The organism is Flexivirga meconopsidis (assembly GCF_026162425.1).
Classification (GTDB): domain Bacteria; phylum Actinomycetota; class Actinomycetes; order Actinomycetales; family Dermatophilaceae; genus Flexivirga; species Flexivirga meconopsidis.
In genome coordinates this window covers 40,082-64,736 of sequence record NZ_JAOBQJ010000001.1, presented here as the reverse complement: position 1 = coordinate 64,736, position 24,655 = coordinate 40,082, and the positions used below count along the sequence as shown (strand labels likewise).

Here is a 24,655-nt window from a genome sequence, read left to right as displayed (position 1 = left end):
TCGTCAGTGGTCAGGAACCTGACTATATCGGAGGCGTGGCATGGAGTGGATGGATAGGTATCGCCGCTGGGGAGGATGGATCTGGCTGGGGCTGGGCCTCGTCCTGCTGCCGGTTGCCGGTCTACTCGGATGGCCGATGCCCGGAGTCATCACTTGGGCGCTGACCGCAGTCCTGCTCGCGCTCGCGGTCGTGATCGCCGCCCGGCCGGGTGGGGGCGCGGCCCGGGTCAGCGCGAAACTGACGGCGCTGCTGCTGGCCGTCGACCTTGCCGCGGCAGTGGCCGACCGCTTCGGCATCTTTGGTGGTCCGGGCGAACCCGGTGTGTCCTGGGGCAATTGGACACAGTTCACCGACTACACCGCCGTGCTCCTGCATCACCCGAGTCCGGTGTTGGTGCAGACGGCTGCCGTCGGGGCGACCGCGGCGGAGGTGGTGCTCGCGGTCCTTCTTGCGAGTGGCCGGCGCCGCCGCCTGGTGGGTAAGGCGACCGCGGGGCTGTTCTTCGTCTACACCGCGGCACTGGTGCTCGGCCCCGAGCACGCGACGGTGGTGCGCTATGGCATGCCGTTCCTGATCGGTGCAGCCCTCGTGCTGTCCGCGACCCCGGCGGCCGGATCGGTGCGGCAGACTGAGGGCGGCAACGACAAGACGAGGAGTCGACATGTCCGACACGACGATGGACGCAGCGGCGAAGCAGCGGGTCAAGGACGCGCTCGTGCGACACCTGAAGGGTGAGCTCGATGCCTCGCAAACCGCGGCGTCCACCGAGCAGCGCACTGCTCAGGTCGACCCGGACGACTCGCACTCGGTGGATGACACCGCGCAACTGGACGAGGCGGGCGACAAGAACGCGTTGTTCGAGCAGGTAACCGACACCGAGCGCTCGGACGTCTCGACCGCCGAAGGTCTGGACATGTCGGCGACCGACGTCGTGCGGCCCGGTGCCATCGTCGGTTTCGGCGGCGACCGCTACGTGGTCGGTGTCGTCACCGACTCCTTCGACGCGAACGGCGTGAGCTACGAAGGCATTTCGCAGGACTCGCCGGTGTATGCCGAGATCGACGGCAAGCGGGCCGGCGACACGTTCACCATCAACGACCGGCAAGCACGGATCGACTTCCTGGCCTGACCGCGGCCCGCCCGCGCACCATCGCGATGCTGACCACCAGGGTCCAGAGGCTCCACACCAGGCCCATGGTCGCTGTGGTGCCCCAACCCTGCGCGCTGTAGAAGTTGGCGGCGTCGTCGCCGAAGTAGACCGCCGGCAGGAACGCGAGATTGGCGATGGCAAGGACGACGGCCGACCGTCCGACCCACCGCGGCAGCAGGTCCGACCGCGAGATCACGACCGCGAAGGCCAGCAGGAACGCGGCCATCAGTAGCCGGGACACTCCGCCCTGCAGCAGATATTGGGCCGGCGCATACGGTCCCTCCGTCGTGGTGTCGATATCGCGACTCGTCGTGATGGCCGCGCCGACCTCCATGGACTGCGGCACGAAAACCACCACGGCCCAAGCCAGTCCGGCCAATTGCATGACCCCAGCCGGCCAGTCGAGCGCCGGCTGGTGCTGCACGATCCAGCTGCGCAGGCCGGTGAAGAAGACGATGTAGAACGTGCACCCGACGACGCCGATCAGGCTCCGCGTGAGGATGTTGGCATCGGGCGGGGCGCCGTCATACAGGAAATAGAGGGGGACCTGGAGCACGATCAACGCACTCGCGATCAGGCCGAACATGCCGACATTCCGGTGGGTTGCCATGAGGGTGACTCCGCTCAATCGTGTTGATGTGCAACGTGATTGAGGCTATGAGCCAGCTGTGTCCGGCACAGTGGGCTCAGGTCGTGGCTTCCGGCGGCGTTGAGGTGGAGCTAGCTCCCTTGTGCAGGATCACCAGTCGCGGCGTGGCACGGGTCAGCGCGACATGGCGGTCCACCGCACGCCTCGTGGCGGCACAAAACTCACCGAATAGGTGTGCGACGCGCCGCAGTCGGGCGTGTTCTCGGCGCGTCAGCCACCTTTTCGGTGAGTTGTGCGCCTCGGTGAGTTGCGCGCCTCGGTGAGTTGCGGGCGTGGGCGTCGGACCTGGCCCGGGTCGCGCCGGTCAGCCGAACAGCTCGTCCATCGACGGCACGGTGACCGGGGTGGGGGAGCTGCCGGCGGCACAGTCGATGTCGACCGGCGACGCGGGGCGCGTCACGTCGACCCGGTCGGCGGCCGCCAGCACCTCCGGGGTCAGGAAGCGGCTGGGTCTCGCCAGCACGTGCCGGGCGTGGAAGCTCGTCGGATGGGTGGGCAGCCGGCTCGGCGAGTAGACGCGCAGGTCGTCGCGGGCGCGGGTGACCGCGACGTAGAACAGTCGCTCCTCCTCGGCGAGGCCCGCGTCGGAGGTGAGCGCCATATCCGACGGGATGGCGCCGTCGGACGCCCGGATCAGATGCACCGTCGTCCACTCGAGCCCCTTTGCGGAGTGGATCGTCGACAGGGTCAGGTAGTCCTCGTCGAGGTGTGGCTGCTTCGCCCAGTCGCTTGCGACGTTGGCCGGGTCGATCGTCGCGTCGGCGATGAAGGCGCGCAAATCGCTGCCGCCCGCAGCAGATTCGACCAGTCGCTCGATGTCGGCGGACCGCCGGGACCAGTCGGCGTAGTGCACCCGCAGCAACGGCAGCACCGCTGCGTGACACGCCTCGACCACCGCCGCCGACTCGTCGGCAGACTGCGCGGTCCGCAACTGCTGCAGCGTCTTGGACAACCCCGGGCGGGCCTTGTCGGAGGCGGCGCGCAGCGCTTGGTCATACCTACCCTCATCGGTGCCGGACAGGATGCCCGCCAGGGTGCGTGCGCCGGCCTTGCCGATCGCTCGGTGCCTGGTCAGCAGGCGATACCACGAGACCTCGTCGGCGGGGTTGAGCGCGAGCCGAAAGGCGGCGAGTAGGTCTCGCACGTGGGCGGTTTCGAGATAGCCGATGCCGCCGTACTTGACGAACGGGATCGAGCGGACCTTCAACTCGATCTCCAGTTGGTGGGAGTGGGTGCCGGTGCGCATCAGCACCGCCTGCTCGCGCAGACCCAACCCGTCCTGGTGGGCGGCGAGCACGGCGTCGGCAACCTGGCGTGCTTCGTCGTCGGCGTCCCGGCACCGTATGACGCGAGGCCGCTCACCGATCGCGCCGCGGTCGGCGGTCAGCCGCAGCCGCAACCGGCCCGGCCGGGCGGCATTGGCCAGGTCGAGCACCGGCTGGGTGGAGCGGAAGTTGCGCTCCAGCCGCACCAGCGACGCATCGGGCAGCTCGTCCAGCAGTGCGAGCAGGTGCTCCGGGCTCGCGCCGCGGAAGCCGTAGACGGCCTGCGCGTCATCGCCGACCACGGTCAGTCCGTCACCGTCCGGCCGCAGCCCGCGGACGATGTCCACCTGCACCTGGTTGACGTCCTGGTACTCATCGACCAGCACCCAGTCCCAGCGCGCGCGAAGGCGCGGGCCGACGCGCGAATCGTCAAGCAGCGCACGCCAATAGAGCAGCAGGTCGTCGAAGTCCAGTAGGCCGCGAGCACGCTTGCGGGCGCCGTAGTCGCGCAGCAGGCCGGTGATGGCGTCGGCGTGCGGCAGGCACCACGGGAACTGCTCGGCCATCAGCTGCCGGGCCGGTGTGGCGGTGTTGACCGCCCGCGAATAGATGTCGGCGATCGATTGCGAGGTCGGCAGCCGTTGCCCGGTCCCGGCAAGGCCGTGCTCCTCCCGGATCAGGTCGAGCAGGTCAGTGACGTCGCCCGGGTCGAGCACGGTCACGTCGGCCAGGCCGAGGTGTGGTGCGTGCTCGGCCACCAATCGGTGACCGACGGCGTGAAAGGTGCCGCCCCAGATGCGTCCGGCGGCCTCGGGTCGTACGCACGCGGCGGCCGCCCGTGTCGTCATCGCCGCAGCCGCCCGGCGGGTGAAGGTCAGCAGGAGCACCCGCTCGGGCGGCACGCCCGCGTCCAGCAACCGGGCGACCCGCGCGGTCAGTGTGCGGGTCTTGCCGGTGCCCGCGCCGGCCGCGACGACCAGCGGCGAGCTGTTGTGCTCCACGGCGACCCGTTGCTGCTCGTCGAGGCCGGCGGACCAGTCATTGTCAGACATGCGTTCGAGGGTAGGGAGGCGCACCGACACCAGGTCGAGGATTACTGCTGCGGTGTCGTGCCTCGGCCTCAGGCGTCGCGGACCGCGGCCAGCGCGCGGTCGATCGCCGGGCCGAGCATCGCGGGCTTGGTCTGCAGCGTCTCGTCTCGCGCGGCCTCGACGCACGCGGTGACCGCGCCGACCACCGCGCGCACGACGAGCCAGTCTCCGCCCCGCTCCTTGACGAGCAGGTCGGTCACGATGCCTTCGAAGAGGTCCCGTCGGGCCAGGTAGGAGTGGCGCAGTGCCGGAGTCGCGGCGACGATCGAGTCCACGGCGAGCGACTGTTCACGCCGCTGCGGGTCGGCGTAGTGCTGGATCACCACGTCGTACATCCCCCGGAGTGAGTCCCAGATCGGCTCGTCCTGCGGGCGTTCTTCGAGCGCGGTGATCATGTCGAGCCCGATGAGATCCCACTTGCCGACGATCACGTCGTCCTTGGCGTTGTAGTAGCGAAAGAACGTGCGGCGCGACATGCCCGCGCCTGCGGCGATCTGGTCGACGGTGGTGTTCTCGTAGCCGTCGCGCAGGAAGAGCTCGAGCGCGACCGCGGTCAGGTCGCGTCGGATCGCGATGCGCTTGCGCTCCTTGAGACTCAGATCGGGCACCGCCACATTATGTCGCAGACAGGTGTATGGCATCCAGTGCCACATATGGCATAGAGTGAATTGATCGTCACCAACTGGAGTCTGGAGCTCTCGATGACCGCACGCCGTTACTACCGCGATGAGCGCGCCTGGCGCGACCAGCAGGAGTTCCTCCCCGAACGGCTGCGGCTGACCGACGAAACGGCGCCGGAGGAGGAGCACTGGGACTGGTTCGGGCACCAGGTGCACCTCGACCGATACCGCAACCCGGCCGGGCAGGCGCGCGTCGTGCTGCACCATGGCGTCGGCACCAACGGCCGGCAGATGTCGCTCATCCTCGGCCGGCCGCTCGCTGAGCGTGGGTATGACGTGGTCGCCCCCGACAACCTGGGCTACGGCATGACGACTGTCGCGAAGGGGCGCACCCCGTCATACGACGACTGGGTGCAGCTCATGGTCGATTTCCTGGAGGCGGAGAACTCCCGCGATCCCAAACCGACCGTCTTCTACGGCCTGAGTGCGGGCGGCATGCTCGGCTATCACGTGGCCGCCGCCGCGCCGGCGGATTCGCTGCGCGGTCTGGTCGGGATGACCTTCCTCGACCAGCGCTTCCAGCAGGTGCGCGACGAGACGGCGCACGACATCGTCAGCTCTCGGCTGGGAGTGCCGATGTTGCGTATGTCGGCGCGGACGCCGATGGCCAAGATGAAGTACCCGATGACGCTCGCCTCGAAGATGACCGCACTGGTCAACGACCGCGCCGCGTTGAAAACCTTTCTGCGAGACCGCAGTTCGGCAGGCAACTGGGTCAGCATCAAGTTCCTCGCGAGCTACCTCGACTACCAGCCGGCGGTTGAGCCGGCCGCGTTCGACGCCTGCCCGATCCTGCTGACGCAGCCGCAGAACGACCGCTGGTCGCCGCGCGAGCTGAGCAGGCCGGTGCTCGATCGCATCACCCAGGTCGCGGTCGACGAGGTGACACTGCCCGGAGCCGGGCACTACCCCTTGGAAGACGCCGGTCTGCGCGAGCTCGTCGACTCGGTCGACGACTTCGCCCAGGTTGTGCTCAGTTGAACTGACTCTGCGGTAGGTTCGCCGCCACTCCGAACGAAGGAATCCCCGTGCGTAAGTCCGCTGTTGTGATCGGTTTCGGCGCCTTCTTCCTGACGATGGCGCTGATGCTGAAGTTCTACGCCTACGACAAGCTTGCCGTCATACCCAAGGACATCAACACCAGTCAGTCGTTGACCGACCCGAAGGCGTACTTCTTCGATGCCGACACCCTGAAGTACCGCACCGCGCCGATGACCACCCGGCTCACGGTCGCGGTCGACAAGGAGGAGAGCAAGCGGGTCGGCGGCAACGCCATCGTCCTCGACAAGTGGCAGTATTCCGACAACAACGGCAAGCCGCCGCCTATGGACGCCTCGACGGCCCACTACGCGGTCGACCGGCACACCGGACTGCCGGTGCGCATCCCGGACGAGAACGCCAACGGCAAACCGGTGCAGACACAGGGCTACACGATCAAATTCCCGTTCGATCTGGTGAAGGGCCGCAGCTATCCCTACTGGGACGGCACGCTCGGCAAGGCGATCGGGATGAAGTATGTCGGGACCGAGTCCATCGAGGGGATGCAGACCTACAAGTACGTCGTCGACATCCCGCCGACGGTCTACACCAAGTTCGAGGTGCCAGGTTTCCTCTTCGGCCTCGGCCAGGACAGCCCGGCGCAAAACGCCGACCGCGCCTACGCCAATCAGCGCACCGTGTGGGCCGACCCGCAGACCGGCGTCTTCATGAAGGTCGAGGAGCGGCAGACCCAGACGGTGAGCATCCCCGGTCACGACCCGGTGCCGCTGGTGCGCACCGCGACGATCATGGACGACGCCACGGTGAAGGCGAACGTCGACGAATACAAAACCAAGGCAATGCAATTGAAGGCGCTCAAGATCGCGCCGTGGGTGCTCGGGATTCTCGGCGTACTGCTGCTGATCGGGGGCGCGGCGCTCGCGGTGCTGCTCGGTCGCCGACCGGGATCCGCGTCCGGCACCGGCCGGATGAACGGGCCGGATGACGAGGAGTCGGCCACGCAGCCCGACGACGAGTTCGCCGATCGGACCTGACGCCTCGCGGGCGCAGTGTGATCAGTTGTCAGACCGAGGGGCCGAGTCCACCGCCTCGATGGATTGCGGAAGGCTCAAGTCAATGCGCACGTAGGTCGAGCGAGGCGTCGGCGTTGCCGGACAGCACGACGCTCCCTTGGCTGAGTCGATCTGTCATCGGGACCTCGTCCATTCCGAATCTTCGCCACGGTGATCGTGTCGATGTCATCTCATTGCAAAACGAACCAAGATGTGATTGACGGGTTCTGCGTGTTTGTGAAGCTCACAAACAGGTGAAAACCACCGGGGTGCGAGGTGCCCAGCAACGTAATGCGAGGACCACGAATCCGGATCGGATTCGTGGTCCTCGCGTCGTGATTGCGCGCCGCTCGATCAGGGAGCGGGCGGGGGTGGGGTCTGCCCGGCCGGCGGTTGCTGGCCCACCGGCGGGGTCTGCGGCGGGGTCTGGCCGGTCGGCGCGCCGGGTGCCTGGTCCCCGGTCGGCTGACCGCCAGGTGTCTGCGTGCCTGGTGCCTGGTCGGCGAGCTTGTCGGCGCCCTTGAGCGCGGCGTCCTTGGCCTTGTTGATCTTGTCGGAGTACTTGTGCGACGTCTTGTTGTCGATCGTCGAGGCGAGCTTGCCGAGTGCGCCACGGATCTTGTCGCGGTTGTCGTGGGCGAGTTGCCCGGCCTTCGCCTTGGCCTGCTGGGCGGCGTCTCCGGCCTTCTTGACCTGGTCGTTGTTTGCCACGATCGGGCTCCTTCCCGGGTGTGCTTATAACCACCCAGCGTATGACGAATCGCAATGGTGCCCGTTCTTCGGGCGTGTCGGATCCGCCCCCGAACCATGTCCGACGCAGGCAATAGGGTCGGCCCGTGGCCCTCATCCTGCACCGAGCGGAGCGCACCGGCCCGCTCGCCGACGGGCTCGGGCGGCTGCTGGCGCAACCGCTGCCCGACCCGTTCGAGCAGGAGCTGGTGATCGTCCCGACCCGCGGTGTCGAGCGGTGGCTCACCCAGCGCCTGTCGCATCACCTCGGCACCTCGCAGGGACGAGACGACGGTGTCTGCGCCGGTGTGCGGTTCCTCGCCCCGCACTCGCTGGTCGCCTTGCTCACCGGGCGAGACCGGGACGACCCGTGGCACCCGGACCGACTGGTCTGGCCGCTGCTGGAGGTCATCGACGCGAGTCTCGACGAGCCCTGGTGCGCCACTCTCGCCGCCCACCTCGGACACCACTCCGCCGGACCGGACGCCGAGCACCGGTCCGGGCGGCGCTACGCGGTGGCGCGCCGGATCGCCGGCCTTTTCGCGTCCTACGCGACGCAACGGCCGACGCTGCTGGTCGACTGGCGGGCCGGCCGGATGACCGACGGTTGTGGGGGTGACCTCGACCCGGATCTGAGCTGGCAGGCCCACCTGTGGTGCCGGTTGCTGGACCAGGTCGACCAACCTGCCCCGGACGAGCGGCACTCCGCCGCCTTGGTCACCCTGCGGTCGGGACAGGATCCGACGCCGAGAGGTGAACTCCCTTCCCGCCTCTCGATGTTCGGGCACACCCGGTTGCCCGCAAGCGAGCTGGAGATCTTGGCCGCCCTGGGTGAGCAGCGTGACGTGCACCTGTGGTTGCCGCAGCCGTCCGCGGTGCTTTGGGCTCGTCTGCACGAGGCGGGCGCGCGAGGCGTCATACCGCGGGCCGACGACCGAAGCGCGGCGCTTGCCCGGCACCCTTTGCTGGCGTCGCTCGGGCGCGACGCTCGTGAGTTGCAGCGCACGCTGCCGGACGCCGAGGACGTGACGACGGCGAGTGCGGACCCATCGGCTCCGACGACGGTCCTGCAGCGGCTGCAGACCGACCTGCGGGGCAACCGCGCGCCGGATGCCGCCGAGCGTGCCGCGCGCGCGGTCTCGCCCGACGACCGCTCGGTCCAGGTGCACGCATGCCACGGCCCGGCGCGTCAGGTCGAGGTGCTGCGCGAGGTGCTCACCGGACTGCTGCAGGATGATGCGACGCTCGAACCTCGGGACATCCTCGTCATGTGCCCCGACGTCGAGGCATACACCCCGCTGTTCCAGGCGGCTTTCGGTCTCGCCGCCGCCGGTGACGGTGGGCCGGGCGCGGGGCACCCGGCGCACCAGCTGCGGGTCAAGCTCGCCGACCGGGCCCCGGCCGCAACCAACTCGCTACTCGAAATCGCCACTGCGCTGGTCGATTTCACCTCCGGCCGGGTGACCGCGAGTGAGGTGCGATCGCTGATCGCGGTCGAGCCGGTGCGACGGCGCTTCCGATTCGACGACGACGAGTTGGAGCGCATCGCCACCTGGGTGCAGGAGGCCGAGATCCGCTGGGGCCTGGACGCCGACCACCGATCCCGTTTCGCGTTGCAGCACGTCGCGCAGAACACTTGGCGGTTCGGGCTGGACCGGATGCTGCTCGGTGTGACGACCGACTCCGAGCACGGCACGACACCCGGTGACACGCTGCCTCTTGACGACGTCGCGAGTGGCGACATCGACCTGGTCGGCAGATTCGCCGAGCTCATCGACCGACTCGCTGCGTGCGTCGCTGCCCTCGACGCCGCCAGCACGGTGCGCGAGTGGACCACGGCCCTGGTCGAGGGTGTCACTGCGCTCGCCGAGGTGAGCCGCGAAAATGCCTGGCAACAAGCGCAGTTCGAGGGCGAGCTGGCAACGGTGCAAGAGCTCGCCGCTGCCGACGCGACGCTGCGGCTGAGCGACATCCGGCACCTGCTGCGGACTCAGCTGCGCAGCCGGGCGACCCGGTCCAACTTCCGCACCGGCACCCTCACGGTGTGCACGATGATGCCGATGCGGTCCGTGCCGCACCGGGTGATCGCACTGGTGGGGCTGGACGACGGCGCGTTTCCACGGCTCGGCGCGGTCGACGGCGACGATGTGCTGGCCCGGCGGCCACTGACCGGCGAGCGAGACGTGCGCAGTGAGGACCGGCAGCTGCTGCTCGACGCGGTGCTGGCGGCGCAGGACCACCTCGTGGTCACCTACTCCGGCGCCGGTGAGCACACCGGCGCACCCAAACCGCCTGCGGCGCCACTGGGCGAGCTCATCGACGCGGTGCGCGCGACCGCCACCTTCCCGGCGGACCGCGCAGTGGTGACGCGGCATCCGTTGCAGCCCTTCGATCCCCGCAATCTGACACCCGGTGCCCTCGGATCACCGCACGCGTTCAGTTTCGACCGGCATGCACTCGCGGGTGCCCGCGCCGCACGTGGTGAGCGCACCGAGCGGGGGCCGCTGCTGACCGCGCAGCTGCCGAAGGTGCCCGGTGATCAGCTCGAGCTCGCCGACCTGCTCGGCTTCTTCGCCGACCCAGCACGGCATTTCGTGCGTCGCCGGCTCGATGTCGCGCTGCCGTTCGAGCAGGACGAACCCGGCGACGCAATGCCGATCGAGCTCGACGGACTCGGCAAGTGGCAGATCGGCGATCGTGCCCTGCGCGAGTCGCTGGCCGGTGCCACCCCCGACGCGGTCGCGCGCATGGAGCAACTGCGTGGCGCCATACCTCCTGGAGAGCTGGGCCGCGGCATCGTCTCCGAGGTCATCGACAGTGTGCGGCAGGTGCGGGAGAAGGCCCTGCCGTTGCTGCAGCAGGACGCGACCAGTCTCGACGTCGATTTGCTGCTGCCCGACGGGCGCCGATTGACCGGCACGATCACCGATCTGCACGGCGATCGCGTTGTCGCAGTGACTTATTCAACGCTGCGCGCCAAGCAGCGACTGGCGTCCTGGATCCAGCTCGTGACGCTCGCGGCCGCAGTGCCTGATCGGCCGTGGCAGGCGGCGACCGCAGGTTTCGTCAAGCCCTCCTACCGTCCGAAGGTGCCCGGCGGCTACCTCGCCGGGCCACTCGATCAGCAGGCGGCGATGACGATCCTCATGCAGCTGGTCGACGTTTATGACCGGGGCATGCGCACGCCGATTCCGTTGCCGCTGCGGACCTCCCTCGCCTACGCCGAAAAGCTGCGGCGCTCCCCGGACAAGACCGTCACCGCAGCCAGCGCTGCCCGACGCGACTGGGAATCCTCCGGATTCGGTGACCGGCGCATCGCCGGCGAGCAGGAGGACGAGGCCCAGGTGCTGATCCGGGGCGGGGTGATCGACTTCGCGGCGTTGCAGGCCGAGCGGCCGTTGCCCGAGGAGGCGTGGAACGCCGCGACCAGCCGTCTCGGCCAGTACGCCCTGCGCGTGTGGAGTCCGCCACTGGAGGCCCAGCGGGTGGTGACATGACGAATCACTCGGTGGAGACGGCCTTCGACATCCGCGGACCGCTGCCGACCGGCACCACCGTGCTCGAGGCGAGCGCCGGCACCGGCAAGACGTGGACGATCGCGGCGCTGGTGACCCGGTACGTCGCCGAGGGGGTGCACACCCTCGACGAGCTGCTCGTGGTCACCTTCGGCCGGGCTGCTTCCCAGGAGCTCAGGGAGCGGGTGCGCGAGCAGCTCGTCGCGGCCTGGACCGCGCTCGACGACCCGGCACAGGCCGGCGACGACCCGCTCATCCGCCTGCTGCTCGACACGACGCCGGAGGAGCAGCGTGCTCGCGCCGGGCGACTCCGGCAGGCACTGGCGTCGTTCGACGAAGCGACCATCGCGACGATCCACCAGTTCTGCCAGCGGGTGTTGGACGGCCTCGGCGTGGCCGGTGACACCGACGCCGACGCCCAGTTGGTCGACGACCTGGACGATCTGCTGGTCGAGGTCGTCGACGACCTCTACGTCCGCGGTTTCGCCGGGCAGGCTGGCACGCCCGAATTCAGCTATCGGGAGGCGCTGCACATCGCTCGCACGGTCGTCGGCGACCCGGAGGCCGCGTTACTGCCCACCGACGCCGACCCAGGCACTGTCGCCGCCCGCCGCGTCGGTTTCGCGTCCGCGGTGCGCGCCGAGATGGCGCGTCGTAAGAGGCGACTGGGCCTGCTCAGCTATGACGACCTGTTGACCGGCCTGGCCGGTGCGCTGCGCGCCGAGGACGCGCCGGCGCGCGAGCGGATGCGCCGCCAGTGGAAGGTCGTGCTCATTGACGAGTTCCAGGACACCGACCCGGTCCAGTGGGAGGTCTTCGACCTGGCGTTCAACGGCCACGCCACGATGGTGCTGATCGGCGATCCGAAGCAGGCGATCTACGCCTTCCGTGGCGGCGACGTCGTCACCTACCTCCAGGCGGCAGGCAGCGCCGGGGTTCGCCATACGCTCGCCACCAACTGGCGCTCCGACCGGCCGTTGGTCGAGGCGGTCGGCGTCCTGCTCGGCGGTAGCGCCCTTGGTGACCCGCAGATCCGGGTGCACGACGTGCAGGCCCACCGTGCCGACAGCCGACTGTCCGGCGCGCCGGTCGCGCACCCGATCCGGCTGCGGGTCGTCGACACCGCCCAGGTCGGCACCGGCCTCAGTCGCGACGGTGACACCGTGCTGGTCGATGCGCTGCGGCCGTTCCTGGCGCGCGACGCGGCCCGGGACATCGCCCGGCTGCTGAGTTCTGGTGCCACGTATGACGATGACGCCGGACCGCGCCCGATCCGCCCGAACGACATCGCGGTCCTCGCCGCCACCAACGCGCAGCTGGCGATGGTCCAGGACGAACTCCGGACGGTCGGCATCCCGGCTGTCGTCAGTGGCGCGGGCAGTGTCTTCCACACGCCTGCCGCGCGCGCGTGGCGCACCCTGCTGGAGGCGATGGATCAGCCGCACCGATCCAATCTGGTGCGTGCCGCAGCACTGACGCCGTTCTTCGGGGTTCGGGCGGCCGAGCTCGACGAAGGTGGGGAGCGGTTGACCGACGAAATCGCCGCCACTCTGCGAGTGTGGGCAGCGATCTACGGAAAGCGAGGCATAGCAGCTGTTTTCGAGGCAGCGGGTGCGCGAGGGCTGCCGGCGCGGGTATTGCGCCTCGTCGGCGGGGAGCGCGAACTCACCGACCTGCGACACATCGCCGAGTCACTACACGCCGCTGGGCTGGACGGCGCCCGCGGGCTGCCCGCCCTGATCGGCTGGCTGCACGAACAGTCGCAGCATGACCGGCCGGCCAGCGGAGACGCCCGCGCTCGCCGGCTCGACAGCGACGCGCAGGCGGTGCAGTTGTCCACCATCCACGGCAGCAAGGGCCTGGAGTATCCCGTGGTCTACCTGCCGTTCGCCGGTGACCGCAGCGTGCCGCGCAAGCTGAGCGTCCCGCTGCTGCACCAGACCGGTGAGCCGCCGATCCGGTCGCTGGACGTCGGCGGTGAGGACGGCCGGCTGGAGTCGCTGGCCCGTGCGGAAGACGCCGGGGAGTCATTGCGCTTGTTCTACGTCGCGGTGACCCGCGCCAAGTCACAGGTCGTCGTCTGGTGGCCGCGCGGATCGACGGTCACCGCGTCCGCGCTGCACCGGCTGCTGCTCGATCGCCAACCGGGAGACCAAGATCCGGACGGCCGCATCAACGACGTGGTGGCACTGCCCGACAGCACGCGGATGCGGCAGGTGCTCGACGCCTGGGCGGTCGCCGGCGGCCCGCGGTGGGAGTTGGCGGACGACCTGGTGCAGGAGCGGGTCCGGATGCCCGCCGTCGAGGTCGAACTGGCCGTGCGCGACTTCACCCGCACGATCGACGCCGAATGGCGACGCACGTCATACAGCGCACTGAGCCGGGCGATCGAGGACATCCCGCTGGTCGACGGGGTGAGCAGCGAGCCGGAAGTCCAGGTCAAGGCGGACGAGCCCGAGATCGTCCTGCCGGACCGGATCGACCGGTCCGCCCCGGGCACCCACCTGCCATCCCCGATGGCGGATCTGCCGGTCGGGGCGACGTTCGGGTCGTTGGTGCACGCCGTGCTCGAGCTCGCCGACCCCGAGGCGACCGACCTGCGCGCCGAGGTGGCCGCGCGGGTACGCGAAGAGCTGTTGCGTTGGCCGGTCGACCTCGAGCCGGCCGCGCTGGTAGACGCGATCCTGCCGGTCTACGACACTCCGCTCGGTCCCCTCGCCGCGGGACAAAACCTGCGCATGATCGGCCGAAACCGGTTGGCAGAGTTGGACTTCGAGATCCCACTGGTGGGCGGTGACGACCGGGATCGGGTTGCCGAACGAGTCACTCTCGGCGAGCTGGCAGCCATCCTGCGTCGTCACCTCCCGGCGGGCGACCCGCTGCTGCCCTACGCAGATCTGCTCGACCACGAGGTCGTCGGCGGACAGGTGCTGCGCGGCTATCTGACCGGTTCGATCGACGTCGTGCTGCGGGTGGGCGATCGCTATCTGGTCGCCGACTACAAGACCAACTGGCTGGGCGCGGCCGACCAGCCGTTGCTGCTCGGTGCGTATGGTCCCGACCAGCTGGCCGCCGCGATGGGGCACTCGGACTATCCCCTCCAGGCGCTCTTGTATGCCGTGGTGCTGCACCGCTATCTGCGGTGGCGACTGCCCGACTACGCACCCGGACGCCATCTCGGCGGGGTGCTCTACCTCTACCTGCGCGGTATGGCGGGGGAGGCGACCCCGATGATCGACGGTCAGCCGACCGGTGTCTTCTCCTGGCAGCCGCCGGTTGCTCTCGTGCTCGAGATCTCGGACCTGCTCGACGGCCGGGTCGATGGCCGGAAGGAGCAGGAGCGATGACCGCGCACCCGTCTGCGTATGACGCCAAGGTCGCCCGGCGGGCGGACCCGGCATTCGGTCCGGCGCGCGACGCGGGCGTGCTCGAAGCCGCCGACATTCACGTGGCAACTCGGTTGGGAGTCCTTGCAGGGGAGCAGGATTGGCTTCCCCTGCTGGCGCTGGCGCTCGCCGTGCGCGCCGTGCGCAAGGGCTCCACGTGTCTCGATCTCGGCGAGGCCGTCGGCATACCGGACGAGGTGCGTCGCGCCGGCGAGGAGACCGAACTGCCCGCACCTTCGTTGCCGGAGTGGCCGGCCGATGCCGACGGGTGGCGGGACGCGGTGTCGCGCAGTGCGTTGGCGGCGGCCGGCGTGCTGGTGGTCGAACATGACCTGGTCTATCTCGATCGCTACCGACGGCAGGAGGTGCAGGTCGCTCAGACACTGATCGACCGGTCGCGCGCGACGGCACCGCGGGTGGTCGAGGACGTGCTGGCCGAGGGCCTGCGCAGGCTCTTCCCGGCCGACGGCTGGGCGGAGCAGTCGAGCGCCGCGGGTCGTGCCGTCCGGCAGTGGACCACCGTGCTGACCGGTGGACCGGGCACCGGCAAGACCACGACCGTCGCCGGGCTGCTCGCGTTGCTGGCCGAGCAACACGAGGCCCTCGGTGGGTCCGGACGCCTGCGCGTCGGACTCGCCGCGCCGACCGGCAAGGCGGCAGCCCGCCTGCAGGAGTCCATCGCGAGCGCCTCCACCGTCTTCGGCGCGGCCGACCAGGCCCGGGTCGGCGGTTTGGAAGCGTCGACCCTGCATCGGCTGCTGGGCTGGAATCCGCGACAACGCAACAAGTTTCGGCACGGCGCGGATAACCGTCTGCCGCACGACGTGATCGTGGTGGACGAGACATCCATGGTCGACCTGACGATGATGGCCCGCCTGCTCGACGCGGTCCGCCCGCAGGCGCGGCTGGTGCTGGTGGGAGACCCCGACCAGCTGGCGTCGGTCGACGCCGGGGCAGTGCTCGCCGATCTGGTCGATGGTTACCGGCAGGTCGCGCCGGACACGGTTGCCCGGCTGCTCGTCTCGCGTCGATTTGACGAGGCGATCGGTGCCGTCGCCGCCGCGGTGCGGGACGGTGACGCCGACCGGGTCGTCGAGCTGCTGCGCGATGGCGGCTCATCGGTCGACTGGATAGAGGACGGCGACCCGGCCGAGGTGCTGCGGCCGCGGCTCGTCGAGCGGGCCCTGCGACTGCGCCGGCTGGCGGTCGACGGAGAGGTGACCGCAGGGTTGGCGGCCCTCGCCGAACACCGGCTGCTGTGTGCGCGACGCACCGGACCGCGCGGGGTCGTCGGGTGGAATCGCCTTGTCGATCAATGGCTTTCGGAGGCGATCGGCGACCCGCTCTGGGATCCGATGTATGTCGGTCGCCCGCTCCTGGTCACGCGCAACGATTATGGACTCGGTCTGCTCAACGGCGACAGTGGTCTCGTCGTGGCAGGTGAGAACGGTGTGCCGACCGCGGCGATGGTCACCGCCGCAGGAGTGCTGCAGCTCGGCGCCGGACGGCTCTCCGACGTCGAGACCATGCACGCGATGACCGTCCACAAGAGCCAGGGGAGCGAGGCACCCGAGGTCACGGTCCTGCTGCCCGATGACGAATCACCCATGTTGGTGCGGGAATTGCTCTACACAGCAGTCACCCGTGCCGGTAGTCGGGTCACTGTTGTTGGCAGCGAGCAGGCGATCCGCACCGCGGTCGGCAACCGCATCCGGCGAGCGAGCGGACTGCGGGAGCGATTGCAGGCTCTCTAGCGGCTCACCGCCAGCTCGGCTCGCGGCGCTCGGCATACGCACGGCGGAGTATTTCGGTGAGCCCGTCGATCGGGAGGGCACCGCGGAAGCCGGACGCCACATGGGTGACGGTGGCGACGCCGTCGGCCACTTCGCGTTCCCCGACGACCACCATCACGCTGTCGCGTCGGGCACGGCTGGCCCGGATGCGGGCGGCGAGCGAGCCGGCCGGTTCGAACCGGACACGCAGCCCGGCACCGGTGAGGCCATCCGCGACGTCCCGGGCTGCCGAGTCCTGCGCCTCGCCGACCGGCAGCACGCACACCTGAACCGGCGCCAACCACAACGGAAGTCGGCCGTCATACCGCTCCAACAGTGCGGCGGTGACCCGCTCCATCGAGCCGACGGTGCCTCGGTGGATCATCACCACCCGCTGCCGGGTGTCGTCGGCGGCGTCGTAGGTCAGGTCGAAGCGTTCGGGTTGCACGAAGTCCAGCTGCACGGTCGCGATGGTCTCCTCGTGTCCGTTCGGTCCGGTGACCTGCAGGTCCAGCTTCGGGCCGTAGAACGCGGCCTCGCCGGTGGCCTCGAGGAGTGACAGGCCCCTCGCCGAGAGATCGACCGCGTCGGCCGCGCGACGGAGCGCTTCGGCCGCGTCGGACCACTGCTCCGGCGACCCCAGCGGGCTGCCGTCGTCGGCCGGGAGGGACAGCCGCACGTAATCCACTGGTAGCCCGAGCACGTCCTGGGCGTGCAGCGCCGACCGGAGCGCGTTCTCGGCCTCCCGAGCGACCTGATCGGCTCGGCAAAAGACGTGGGTGTCGTCGAGGTTGATCTGCCGCACCCGCTGGAGGCCGCTGACCACGCCGGACCGCTCCGCGCGGAACATCGACGCCAACTCATTGAGGCGGATCGGCAATTCGCGGTAGGAATGTCGTCGCGCCGCGTAGACCATCGCATGGTGCGGGCAGTTGGCCGGTCGCAGGACCAGCTCGTCACCGGGCAGCTCGTCGCCCAGCCGCATCGGCGGGAACATGTCGTCGGCGAACTTGGCCCAGTGCCCGGATCGCTCGAACAACGCCCGCTTGCCCAGCACCGGGGTGTGCACCGTCATACAGCCGTCCGCGCGGGCGATGTCGGCCGCCAGTCGGGCGAGTTCGCCGTAGATCACCGCCCCGTCCGGCAGCCAGAGCGGCAGACCGGAGCCCACCATCGGGCTGCCGGCGAAGACGCCGAGCTCGCGGCCGATGGCGCGGTGGTCGTGGATCGAATCATCATGCGGGTCAGCGGTTTCCATGGCTCTCCTGGTATCGGCTGGAGCCGCACGGGAGACGAAGAAACCCCGGAGCACGGCTCCGGGGTGACTGGTGCGAATGCAGCAGAACTAGCCGGAGTGGTCCGGCGTCGTCGTCTGTCGCAGCTGCATGTGAGTGACCTTAGCGCGGATCAGTGGCGGTCGACCAGCGCGTATGACGCGGCGGCGCTCACGGCGGTGACGGCCAGCACCGACGGCCAGGCGCCGATCTTCTTGGCCAGCGGGTGGGAGGCACCGAAGCCGCCCACGTAGAGCGCGCCGAGCCCCGCCGCGACCTGCGGGCCGCCCTTGGCCAGCCAGGTGCGTCCGGCGAAGACACCCGCGGCGCCGAGCACCACACCGCCGAGCGGGCGAATCCCGGTCTCGCGCGCGGTGAGGTAGCCGCCGAGCAGACCGAGCGCGGTCAGCGGCGCCGTCTGGACATCGAGTGCGTTGCGAAGGGCCATGGGGAGCATGGTAATTCGCCAGGCTGGAGAAATTCTGCGGACCCTGGCCGGCGACTGGTCAGCCCTCGCTATGGACCGCGAGCGCGTGGTCCCGCAGTGCGATGAGGTCACGGCGCACCGACGAGATCAGCAGACCGGGCCGGCCGAGACGGAGGAGTCGAAGCACCGGCTGCTCAGCGCGCCCGAAGGTCGACCAGGGCGACAGCGGCTCCGGCATACCCAACGGCCGGAGGGCGTCGGCGACACGATGACCTTGCTGGGAGATGTAACCGTCGATGCCGAGCCGGGTGAGCACGTCCCGCTGGGTCGCGGCCCGTCGCGGGCCGAGCAGACCGTTGGCGTGGCCGACCGCCCAACAGATGGAGGCAGCGAGCAGTGCCGGTGAGAAGTCCGTAGCCAGCGCCGGGTCACGACGGTCGGCCAGCGCCAGTGCGGTGCGCAGTGCGATCGACGCCTCCTGCGGGAACCACTGGGCGGCGATGTCGGCCAGCAGCTCGGCTGCGGCGGCACCCCCCGCAGGAACCGGAGGCATGGCGGTCAACGGCCGGTCATGCAGGTTTCGCAACGTGGCGGCGCCGCCCACGGTGTCGGCCAACTGCTGCAGCAGCGTGTCGGACTCGCGGGGTTCGCGCCGCGGGACGAAGGGTTCGGTGCGGCCGATCAGATCTGCGCCGGAGCGCCGGCCCGCGGTGGCCGGCCATTCGAGGACCACCCGTCCACGGTGCACGATCATGCGCCGCATCCGCGGCGGATCGATAAGACTCATACACGCTCCTGGGCTGTCACCGACGAGGTATGCCGGTTCGAGCGACGCTCGCACGTGAACCCGCGCAGCGAAGATTACGGTTTCGTATCGGAGTTGAGGTTTTGGCCCATTAGGAGAGACATTCTGTTCCGCCATGTGAGAGCAGCGTCTGGACCGGGACCAACCGATCCGCAAGGGCCGGGTGGGCGGCGGCCACCTCGGCGAGAAGTTCGGGCAGGAAGACGATCACCTCATCGGCCGCGGCGTCCGGGAGTGCTGCCGGGTCAATGATCGGTATATCAGTGGCGGGCATGCGGTGTCCGTGCTTTGCGGTGCTTGCGTCGGCAACCGAGGCCAGCAGCCTGCTGTCCACCCCGGCCGCCGCCAGCAACGCTACCGCCCGCGATGCCGCGCCGTAACCGTGCACTCTGCGTCCCGCCTCGGCGCGGGCGGTCAGTGCCGCACGCAGCAGCCGCACCTGCCGATCGAAGTCGACCTGCAAGCGACCGACAGTGTCGGCGTTGGTGATGTCGAGGTCGGCTTCCTGTTGCAGCTGCCGGTCGACCGATGGATCGACCGGCCGATCGTCCTCGATGCGGGTCGCGACGACCAGGAGCGTCCCGCCATACAGCGGAAACGGCCAAACCTGGTTGACGCGCAACCCGGCAGCGTGCAACAGGGTCCGCAGCGTCGTCAGGCTGTAATAGCCAAAATGCCCGTGTCGCAACGCATTCCACTGACCATCGCCGACGATCGAGCCAAGCGTCTGGAACTGCAGGATCAGGATCCCTCCGGGTGCGAGCAGTCGGGCGCGCACGGCCAGCGCGGCCGCCTGATCGGCTTCGTGCATCAGCCCGAAGCTGTCGATCAGCACCTCGACCGGGCCGCAGCCGGGCAGTCGCAGGCCGAGCGCCTGGGCGTGCGCGAGCCAGCTGCCGCCGTGCGGTGAGGGAAACTCCAGGGCGCGGGCACCGGGTGTGGTCCAGCCCGCCATCGCGACCGCGGTCATCGCTCTCGCTGCCTGGTCGATGAGTGCTCGCGGCTCCACCCCGCGCGGCTCCTCCACGGGCGGCCCACCGCTCGCGAGTTGCGCCAGACCGCATGGACCGCACAGCCACATCGCCAGGGGGTGACGGGTGTCGGGGCCGGGGTCGTCGAGCGCCGGGAAATCATCGGCCGCCGGCTGCTGGCCGAGATCGAGCACGATCCGTCCAACACCGGAACCGCAGCCACGGCAGTTCATTTCGCCGATCCCACACTGCGACCGGATCGCACTTGGCACGATGGCGGCATGGAGATCGAGGAGCTCACCATCCCCGGGGTGCTGGTCTTTCGGCCGCAGCCCCACCGTGACGAACGCGGCTTCTTCACTCGCACCTTCGACGCCGAGGTCGCGGCACGTCGGGGGTTGGACACGACCCGATTCGTGCAGGATTCGCAGTCGCGTTCGTCATACGGGGTCATCCGTGGGCTGCACGGCCGTCGCGGCGCCGGCGAGTCGAAGCTGGTGCGGTGCGCGCACGGCGCGGTGCTCGACGTCATCGTGGACGTGCGGCCGGACTCCGATGCCTTCGGCACGGTGGTCACCGTGCGCCTCGACGATGTCGACTTCGCGCACGTCTACCTGCCGGCTGGACTGCTGCACGGGTTTCAGGTGCTGACCGAGACCGCCGACGTGTGTTACCGCATCGATCGACCGCACGATCCGTCCGAGGATGTGGCGGTGCGGTATGACGACCCGGAACTCGCCGTGCCCTGGCCGTTGCCGTCACCGGCGTTGAGCGAACGTGACCGCGCCGCAGCGTCATTCGCCGACCTGCGCGCTCAGCTCGGCCGCTGACTGTGGCCGGAAGGTCGGTCCGAGCTCGCCGGTCCGCTGACGCCGGCGCAGCGTGGCGAGCCTGACGAACGTCTCCTCGAAGCCGGCCGTGGTCAGCGGCGCCGAGCGGTAGGCCTCGGCCAGCTCCGCGGCGCCGTCGGCGACACTCCACCGTGCGTCGTAGCCGGGCAGTGCGGAGCGAATCGCGCTGAAGTCCACCCGGTATGACCGCGGGTCGGCACCGGTCTCGCCGGTGATCTCGAGGTCGGAGCCGGGCACCGCCTCGACCACCGCGCCCGCGATCTGCGCAACCGTCAGGTTGTTCGCCTCGGTGCCGACGTTGAACGCCCGCCCGTGCACCGCCTCGCGGGGCGCGGTGAGGCAGCGCAGGAACGCCTCGCCGATGTCCTGGGCGTGCACCAGCGGACGCCACGGGGTGCCGTCGGACAGCACCCGGACCGTGCCGGTCAGCACCGCATGGCCGACGAGGTTGTTGAGCACGATGTCGGCACGCAGCCGCGGTGAGAAGCCGAAAGCCGTTGCGTTCCTTAAGAACACGGGTGTGAATTCGGAGTCGGCGAGGGCGTGCACGTCGTGCTCGACGCGCACCTTCGACTCGGCGTATGGCGTGACGGGTCGCATCGGCGCGTCCTCGGTGACGGCTGCCTCGCCGGCCGCTCCGTAGACCGAGCAGGTCGAGGCGTAGAGGAACCGGCGCACCCCGGCCTCCTTCGCCGCACGGGCCAGGCGCACCGAGGCGTGGTGGTTGATGTCGAAGGTGGTCTGCGGGTCGACCGAGCCGAGCGGGTCGTTGGACAGCGCGGCGAGATGGATCACCGCGTCGAAGCCCTCCAGGTCCGCTGCGGTGACATCACGCAGGTCAATGGCCAGGGTCTGCGAATCGCGCGGTGGTGGGCCCAGCACGCAGTCCCGGAAGAGCCCGGTGTCGAGGCCGACGACCTCATGTCCGGCGTCCTGCAGCATCGGTGACATGACCGACCCGAGGTAGCCCAGGTTGCCGGTCAGCAGTGTTCGCACGGTGATTCCCCTTGTGGTCGAGTCGGGTGGTCGAGTCGTGGCGACGTCAGCGGGTAGCCCCACCGACGTCGAGGTTGAGCTTGTCGGTGACGAACCCCTCGGCATACGGCGCGTGGCACTGCACGCCCCGGATCCGCGCGAGTCCGCGAAATGCCTCGTCGTCGAACCAGTCGTGTGCCGACTGGCTCGGGTAGCAGTCGCGCAGGACCGCCAGCTTGGTCGCGAGGTCGGTGTCGGTGAGCGGCTGATAGGTGGTGACCCGTGGCAGATCGCTCTCCCACTTCAGGACCTCGTAGCCCAGGATCAGGTGGTCGCGGAAGATCGTCGGTGCGATCTCGCCGAGCAGCCGGTGATCCTGGTGCGCGTCCCCCGGTTGCGGCGCGAAGACCAGATCGACGTCGCTCCCGTCCCGGAGGGCGGCGACCGCCGACTTCACCTGGACGAAGTGGTCCGGCAGCAGGCCGTCGGGTAGGTCGAGCACGGTCAGCCGCAGTGTTGCGTTGCCGCACAGCCGGGCAAGGGCCTCGTGTTCCTCCGCCTCGCGCGCGGAACCTCCGCCGGTGCACACCAGCGCATGCACGGTCAGTCCGGGCTGTGCGCGGCACAGCAATTGCAGCGTTGCCCCGCACGCGATGGCGATGTCGTCGCAGTGTGCGCCGAGGAGCGCGATCTCCCACAACGGTCCGGGTCGCAGTGGCGTCATCCGGGCAGCACCTGGGTCGGCTGCTCCCGCCATACCGCCCACGGGGCGTCGCCGCGCTCCCACTCCTCGTCCAGTTGGGCCCGCTCCTTGAAGGTGTCGGCGGGCTTCCAGAAGCCGCTGTAGGGATAGGCCTTCAGCCGGCCCTCGCCGGCGAGTTTGACGCAGACGTCCTCGACCAGGTCGCCGTTCTCCGGCAGGTAGTCGAAGATCTCTGGGCGCAGCACGAAGTAACCGCCGTTTTCCCAGATCGCCATCCGACCCACCTGGTCGACCTCGTTGACCCGGTGGTCGTCGTCGAATTGCACTACGTGGAAAGAGGATTGGGGCGGCACGGCCATCAGCGACGCGGCGCAGCCAGAGTCGGTGAACTCATCGATCATCTGGTCGAGCGGCGCGTCGGTGAGGACGTCGGCGTAGTTGGCGAGGAACATCTCGTCGTCGCCGAGGTGCTCGCGCACCTGGCGCAGCCGCTCACCGATGGGCGAGTGCAACCCGGTGTCCACGAAGGTGATCGTCCAGTCGGCGATGTCGTGGGACAGCAGATCGACCTCGCCACCGCGCAATACGAAGTCGTTGGAAGCGGTTTCGTCATACCGCAGGAAGTGCTCCTTGATCTGGTTCGCGCCGTAACCCAGGCACAGGATGAACTCCTTGTGGCCGTAGTGCGCGTAGTAGCGCATGACGTGCCACATGATCGGGCGCGGGCCGACCAGGTGCATCGGCTTGGTGAGGATGTCATCGGCGCTGCTGCGCATGCGCATGCCGTAACCACCGCAGAACAGAACAACTTTCATGACGGGACTCCCTGGACAACTTCGACTGCCGGATCGACGACGGTGAGGGTGGGGAGGGGAAAGACGAGGCGACCGCCCCAGGCAGCCACATGGCTCAACTGGTCGGTGAGTTCGGTGCGCAGGTTCCACGGCAGGACCAGCACCAGATCCGGGCGGTCCGAGTCGAGGTAGCCGGGCGTCTCGATCGGGATCCGCGTTCCGGGTGTGAATCTGCCCTGTTTGTAAGGGTTTCGGTCGACTGCGTAGGCGACCAGGTCGGTGCGGATGCCGCAGTAGTTGAGCAGCGTGTTGCCCTTGCCCGGCGCGCCGTATGCCGCCACCCGCAGCCCGTCGGCGCGCGCTTGCAGGAGAAATCGCAACAGCTCCTGACGGAGGCGTTCGGTGCGTGGTGCGAGGTCGGCATACCCCTCGGGCGAGTGCAGGCAGGCGTCCCGCTCCACCTGCAGGATCTGCTCGACCGCGGGGGTTGCCTGCGCTGCCGACTCGGTCGGTGCCGCCCAGATGCGCAGTGAGCCACCGTGCGTCGGCACCAGCTCGGCATCGATCACCCGCAGGCCGCCGGAGTCGAGGGCGCGCATTGCCGACAGCAGCGTGTAGTACTGGAAATGCTCGTGATAGATCGTGTCGAACTGCGCGTGACGCACCAGGTTGAGCGCATGGTGCACCTCGATGCACACCTGCCCGTCATCGGCGACGAGTGCACGCAGTGAGCGGGTGAAACCGACCACGTCGGGGATGTGCGCGTAGACGTTGTTGGCCACCACGAAGTGGGCCGGACCGTGCTCGGCACGCACCTGCTCGGCGACCGTCTCGTCGAGGAACGCGGTAAGCGTCGGCACGCCCTTGTCGCGGGCGGCCTCGCCGACGTTGACCGAGGGCTCTATCCCGAGCCGCCGGATGCCGGCCGGCACGTGCTGCAGAAGGTAGCCGTCGTTGGACGCGACCTCGACCACCAGGTCGCCGTCGGTCAGGCCGAGCCGGTCGACCGCGGTGTCCACCAGCCGGCGGGCGTGCTCCACCCACGAGTCCGAGTACGACGAGAAGTAGGCGTAGTCGACGAAGGTGTCCTCCGGGGTGATGAGCGGCGGCAGCTGCAGCAGCAGGCAGTCCTCGCACAGCCGCAGGTGCAGGGGGAAGGTCGGCTCCGGGTCGTCCAGCTGGGCTCGGGTCAGGAACGACTCACACGGCGGGGTGGCGCCCAGGTCCAGCACGCCGTGCAGCGCCGTACTCCCGCACAGTCGGCAGTGGATATAAGGGCTATTCATCGACAATTCAAACTCTCATTTTTCCGGAACGAGTCGTAGGTAAAGACGGCTCGATGGACAACCGTCCATTAAGCGGAAGGTTGCGCAATTTCGCTCAATTGAGCGCTTCTGGCATGACGTCGTCAGGCCGCGCTCGATGCAGCCACGGTTCCCCCTTCGTGCTTCGGACTCCCCCAAGACCGTTGGTATCACAACAAGTTCTACTCTCGCCCTGGCCACTTGTCCACACGGTTTGCCAGAACCACCAGTTTTGGCCAACCGAACTTGACGACTGACAGAA

The 24,655-nt window shown here is 69.1% G+C and carries 20 protein-coding genes; 8 read left to right on the top strand and 12 right to left on the bottom strand.

The features are described from left to right. Nucleotides 1-49: 49 nt before the first annotated feature. The gene (locus N2M23_RS00310) at nucleotides 50-736 is read left to right on the top strand and encodes a hypothetical protein (protein WP_265442471.1); all 687 of its coding nucleotides are present in this window, start codon (nucleotides 50-52) and stop codon (nucleotides 734-736) included. Then, nucleotides 663-1,130, top strand: a complete 468-nt coding sequence (locus N2M23_RS00305) for a hypothetical protein (protein WP_265442470.1) — start codon at nucleotides 663-665, stop codon at nucleotides 1,128-1,130. The genes N2M23_RS00310 and N2M23_RS00305 overlap by 74 nt, the downstream gene beginning before the upstream one ends. Here N2M23_RS00305 and N2M23_RS00300 read toward each other — a convergent pair. The 3 genes from N2M23_RS00300 to N2M23_RS00290 form a co-directional block, all read right to left on the bottom strand. Continuing rightward, nucleotides 1,093-1,761 carry a hypothetical protein gene (locus N2M23_RS00300; protein WP_265442469.1) on the bottom strand — a complete coding sequence of 223 codons (669 nt, stop codon included), beginning with the start codon at nucleotides 1,759-1,761 and terminating at the stop codon, nucleotides 1,093-1,095. The genes N2M23_RS00305 and N2M23_RS00300 overlap by 38 nt on opposite strands. Nucleotides 1,762-2,104: 343 nt before the next feature. Beyond that, nucleotides 2,105-4,117, bottom strand: a complete 2,013-nt coding sequence (locus N2M23_RS00295; protein ID WP_265442468.1) for an ATP-dependent helicase — start codon at nucleotides 4,115-4,117, stop codon at nucleotides 2,105-2,107. A 68-nt stretch (nucleotides 4,118-4,185) separates the two neighbouring features. After that, nucleotides 4,186-4,764, bottom strand: coding sequence for a TetR family transcriptional regulator (locus N2M23_RS00290; RefSeq protein ID WP_265442467.1), 579 nt, complete (start codon nucleotides 4,762-4,764; stop codon nucleotides 4,186-4,188). Nucleotides 4,765-4,857: 93 nt separating this feature from the next. Here N2M23_RS00290 and N2M23_RS00285 point away from each other — a divergent pair, with 93 nt between their 5' ends. Together N2M23_RS00285 and pgfA are read left to right on the top strand one after the other, a co-directional pair. Then, nucleotides 4,858-5,817 (top strand): alpha/beta hydrolase, encoded by a 960-nt coding sequence (locus tag N2M23_RS00285; RefSeq protein ID WP_265442466.1) that lies wholly within the window; start codon nucleotides 4,858-4,860, stop codon nucleotides 5,815-5,817. 47 nt (nucleotides 5,818-5,864) lie between these two features. Next, complete coding sequence (gene pgfA, locus N2M23_RS00280) at nucleotides 5,865-6,869, top strand: cell envelope lipid trafficking protein PgfA (RefSeq protein ID WP_265442465.1); 1,005 nt, start codon at nucleotides 5,865-5,867, stop codon at nucleotides 6,867-6,869. Nucleotides 6,870-7,241: 372 nt separating this feature from the next. Here the strand turns inward: pgfA and N2M23_RS00275 are convergent, their stop codons facing one another. Then, complete coding sequence (locus N2M23_RS00275) at nucleotides 7,242-7,598, bottom strand: antitoxin (RefSeq protein ID WP_265442464.1); 357 nt, start codon at nucleotides 7,596-7,598, stop codon at nucleotides 7,242-7,244. A gap of 125 nt (nucleotides 7,599-7,723) precedes the next feature. Between N2M23_RS00275 and recC the strand changes: the two genes are divergently transcribed. Genes recC through recD form a run of 3 tightly spaced genes read left to right on the top strand, consistent with a single transcriptional unit; the run spans nucleotide 7,724 to nucleotide 16,271 of the window. Next, nucleotides 7,724-11,113, top strand: a complete 3,390-nt coding sequence (gene recC, locus N2M23_RS00270) for an exodeoxyribonuclease V subunit gamma (RefSeq protein WP_265442463.1) — start codon at nucleotides 7,724-7,726, stop codon at nucleotides 11,111-11,113. Beyond that, a complete protein-coding gene (locus N2M23_RS00265) occupies nucleotides 11,110-14,478 on the top strand; it encodes a UvrD-helicase domain-containing protein (protein ID WP_265442462.1) in 3,369 nt (1,122 codons plus the stop codon). Before recC ends, N2M23_RS00265 begins: the two co-directional genes overlap by 4 nt. Next, nucleotides 14,475-16,271 (top strand): exodeoxyribonuclease V subunit alpha, encoded by a 1,797-nt coding sequence (recD, locus tag N2M23_RS00260; protein WP_265442461.1) that lies wholly within the window; start codon nucleotides 14,475-14,477, stop codon nucleotides 16,269-16,271. Before N2M23_RS00265 ends, recD begins: the two co-directional genes overlap by 4 nt. A gap of 4 nt (nucleotides 16,272-16,275) precedes the next feature. Here the strand turns inward: recD and N2M23_RS00255 are convergent, their stop codons facing one another. From N2M23_RS00255 to N2M23_RS00240, 4 genes are all read right to left on the bottom strand, one after another. Then, nucleotides 16,276-17,547, bottom strand: coding sequence for a threonine--tRNA ligase (locus N2M23_RS00255; protein ID WP_265442460.1), 1,272 nt, complete (start codon nucleotides 17,545-17,547; stop codon nucleotides 16,276-16,278). A 149-nt stretch (nucleotides 17,548-17,696) separates the two neighbouring features. Further along, nucleotides 17,697-18,011 (bottom strand): hypothetical protein, encoded by a 315-nt coding sequence (locus N2M23_RS00250; RefSeq protein WP_265442459.1) that lies wholly within the window; start codon nucleotides 18,009-18,011, stop codon nucleotides 17,697-17,699. Between the two features lie 58 nt (nucleotides 18,012-18,069). After that, nucleotides 18,070-18,777, bottom strand: coding sequence for a hypothetical protein (locus N2M23_RS00245; RefSeq protein ID WP_265442458.1), 708 nt, complete (start codon nucleotides 18,775-18,777; stop codon nucleotides 18,070-18,072). Between the two features lie 109 nt (nucleotides 18,778-18,886). Then, nucleotides 18,887-19,999 (bottom strand): hypothetical protein, encoded by a 1,113-nt coding sequence (locus tag N2M23_RS00240; protein WP_265442457.1) that lies wholly within the window; start codon nucleotides 19,997-19,999, stop codon nucleotides 18,887-18,889. Nucleotides 20,000-20,047: 48 nt separating this feature from the next. On the opposite strand from N2M23_RS00240, the gene rfbC reads away from it, so the two are divergent. Then, a complete protein-coding gene (gene rfbC, locus N2M23_RS00235) occupies nucleotides 20,048-20,596 on the top strand; it encodes a dTDP-4-dehydrorhamnose 3,5-epimerase (RefSeq protein WP_265442456.1) in 549 nt (182 codons plus the stop codon). Here rfbC and N2M23_RS00230 read toward each other — a convergent pair. The 4 genes from N2M23_RS00230 to N2M23_RS00215 are packed head-to-tail and all read right to left on the bottom strand — an operon-like array spanning nucleotide 20,561 to nucleotide 24,375. Further along, nucleotides 20,561-21,613 carry an NAD-dependent epimerase/dehydratase family protein gene (locus tag N2M23_RS00230; protein WP_265442455.1) on the bottom strand — a complete coding sequence of 351 codons (1,053 nt, stop codon included), beginning with the start codon at nucleotides 21,611-21,613 and terminating at the stop codon, nucleotides 20,561-20,563. The two genes, rfbC and N2M23_RS00230, sit on opposite strands and share 36 nt — an antisense overlap. A gap of 46 nt (nucleotides 21,614-21,659) precedes the next feature. After that, nucleotides 21,660-22,316: a PIG-L deacetylase family protein gene (locus N2M23_RS00225; protein ID WP_265442454.1), complete on the bottom strand. Its 657-nt coding sequence runs from the start codon at nucleotides 22,314-22,316 to the stop codon at nucleotides 21,660-21,662. After that, a complete protein-coding gene (locus N2M23_RS00220) occupies nucleotides 22,313-23,110 on the bottom strand; it encodes a sugar phosphate nucleotidyltransferase (protein ID WP_265442453.1) in 798 nt (265 codons plus the stop codon). The genes N2M23_RS00225 and N2M23_RS00220 overlap by 4 nt, the downstream gene beginning before the upstream one ends. Continuing rightward, on the bottom strand, nucleotides 23,107-24,375 hold the full coding sequence (locus N2M23_RS00215; protein WP_265442452.1) for a class I SAM-dependent methyltransferase: 1,269 nt from the start codon (nucleotides 24,373-24,375) through the stop codon (nucleotides 23,107-23,109). The genes N2M23_RS00220 and N2M23_RS00215 overlap by 4 nt, the downstream gene beginning before the upstream one ends. Nucleotides 24,376-24,655 lie beyond the last annotated feature (280 nt).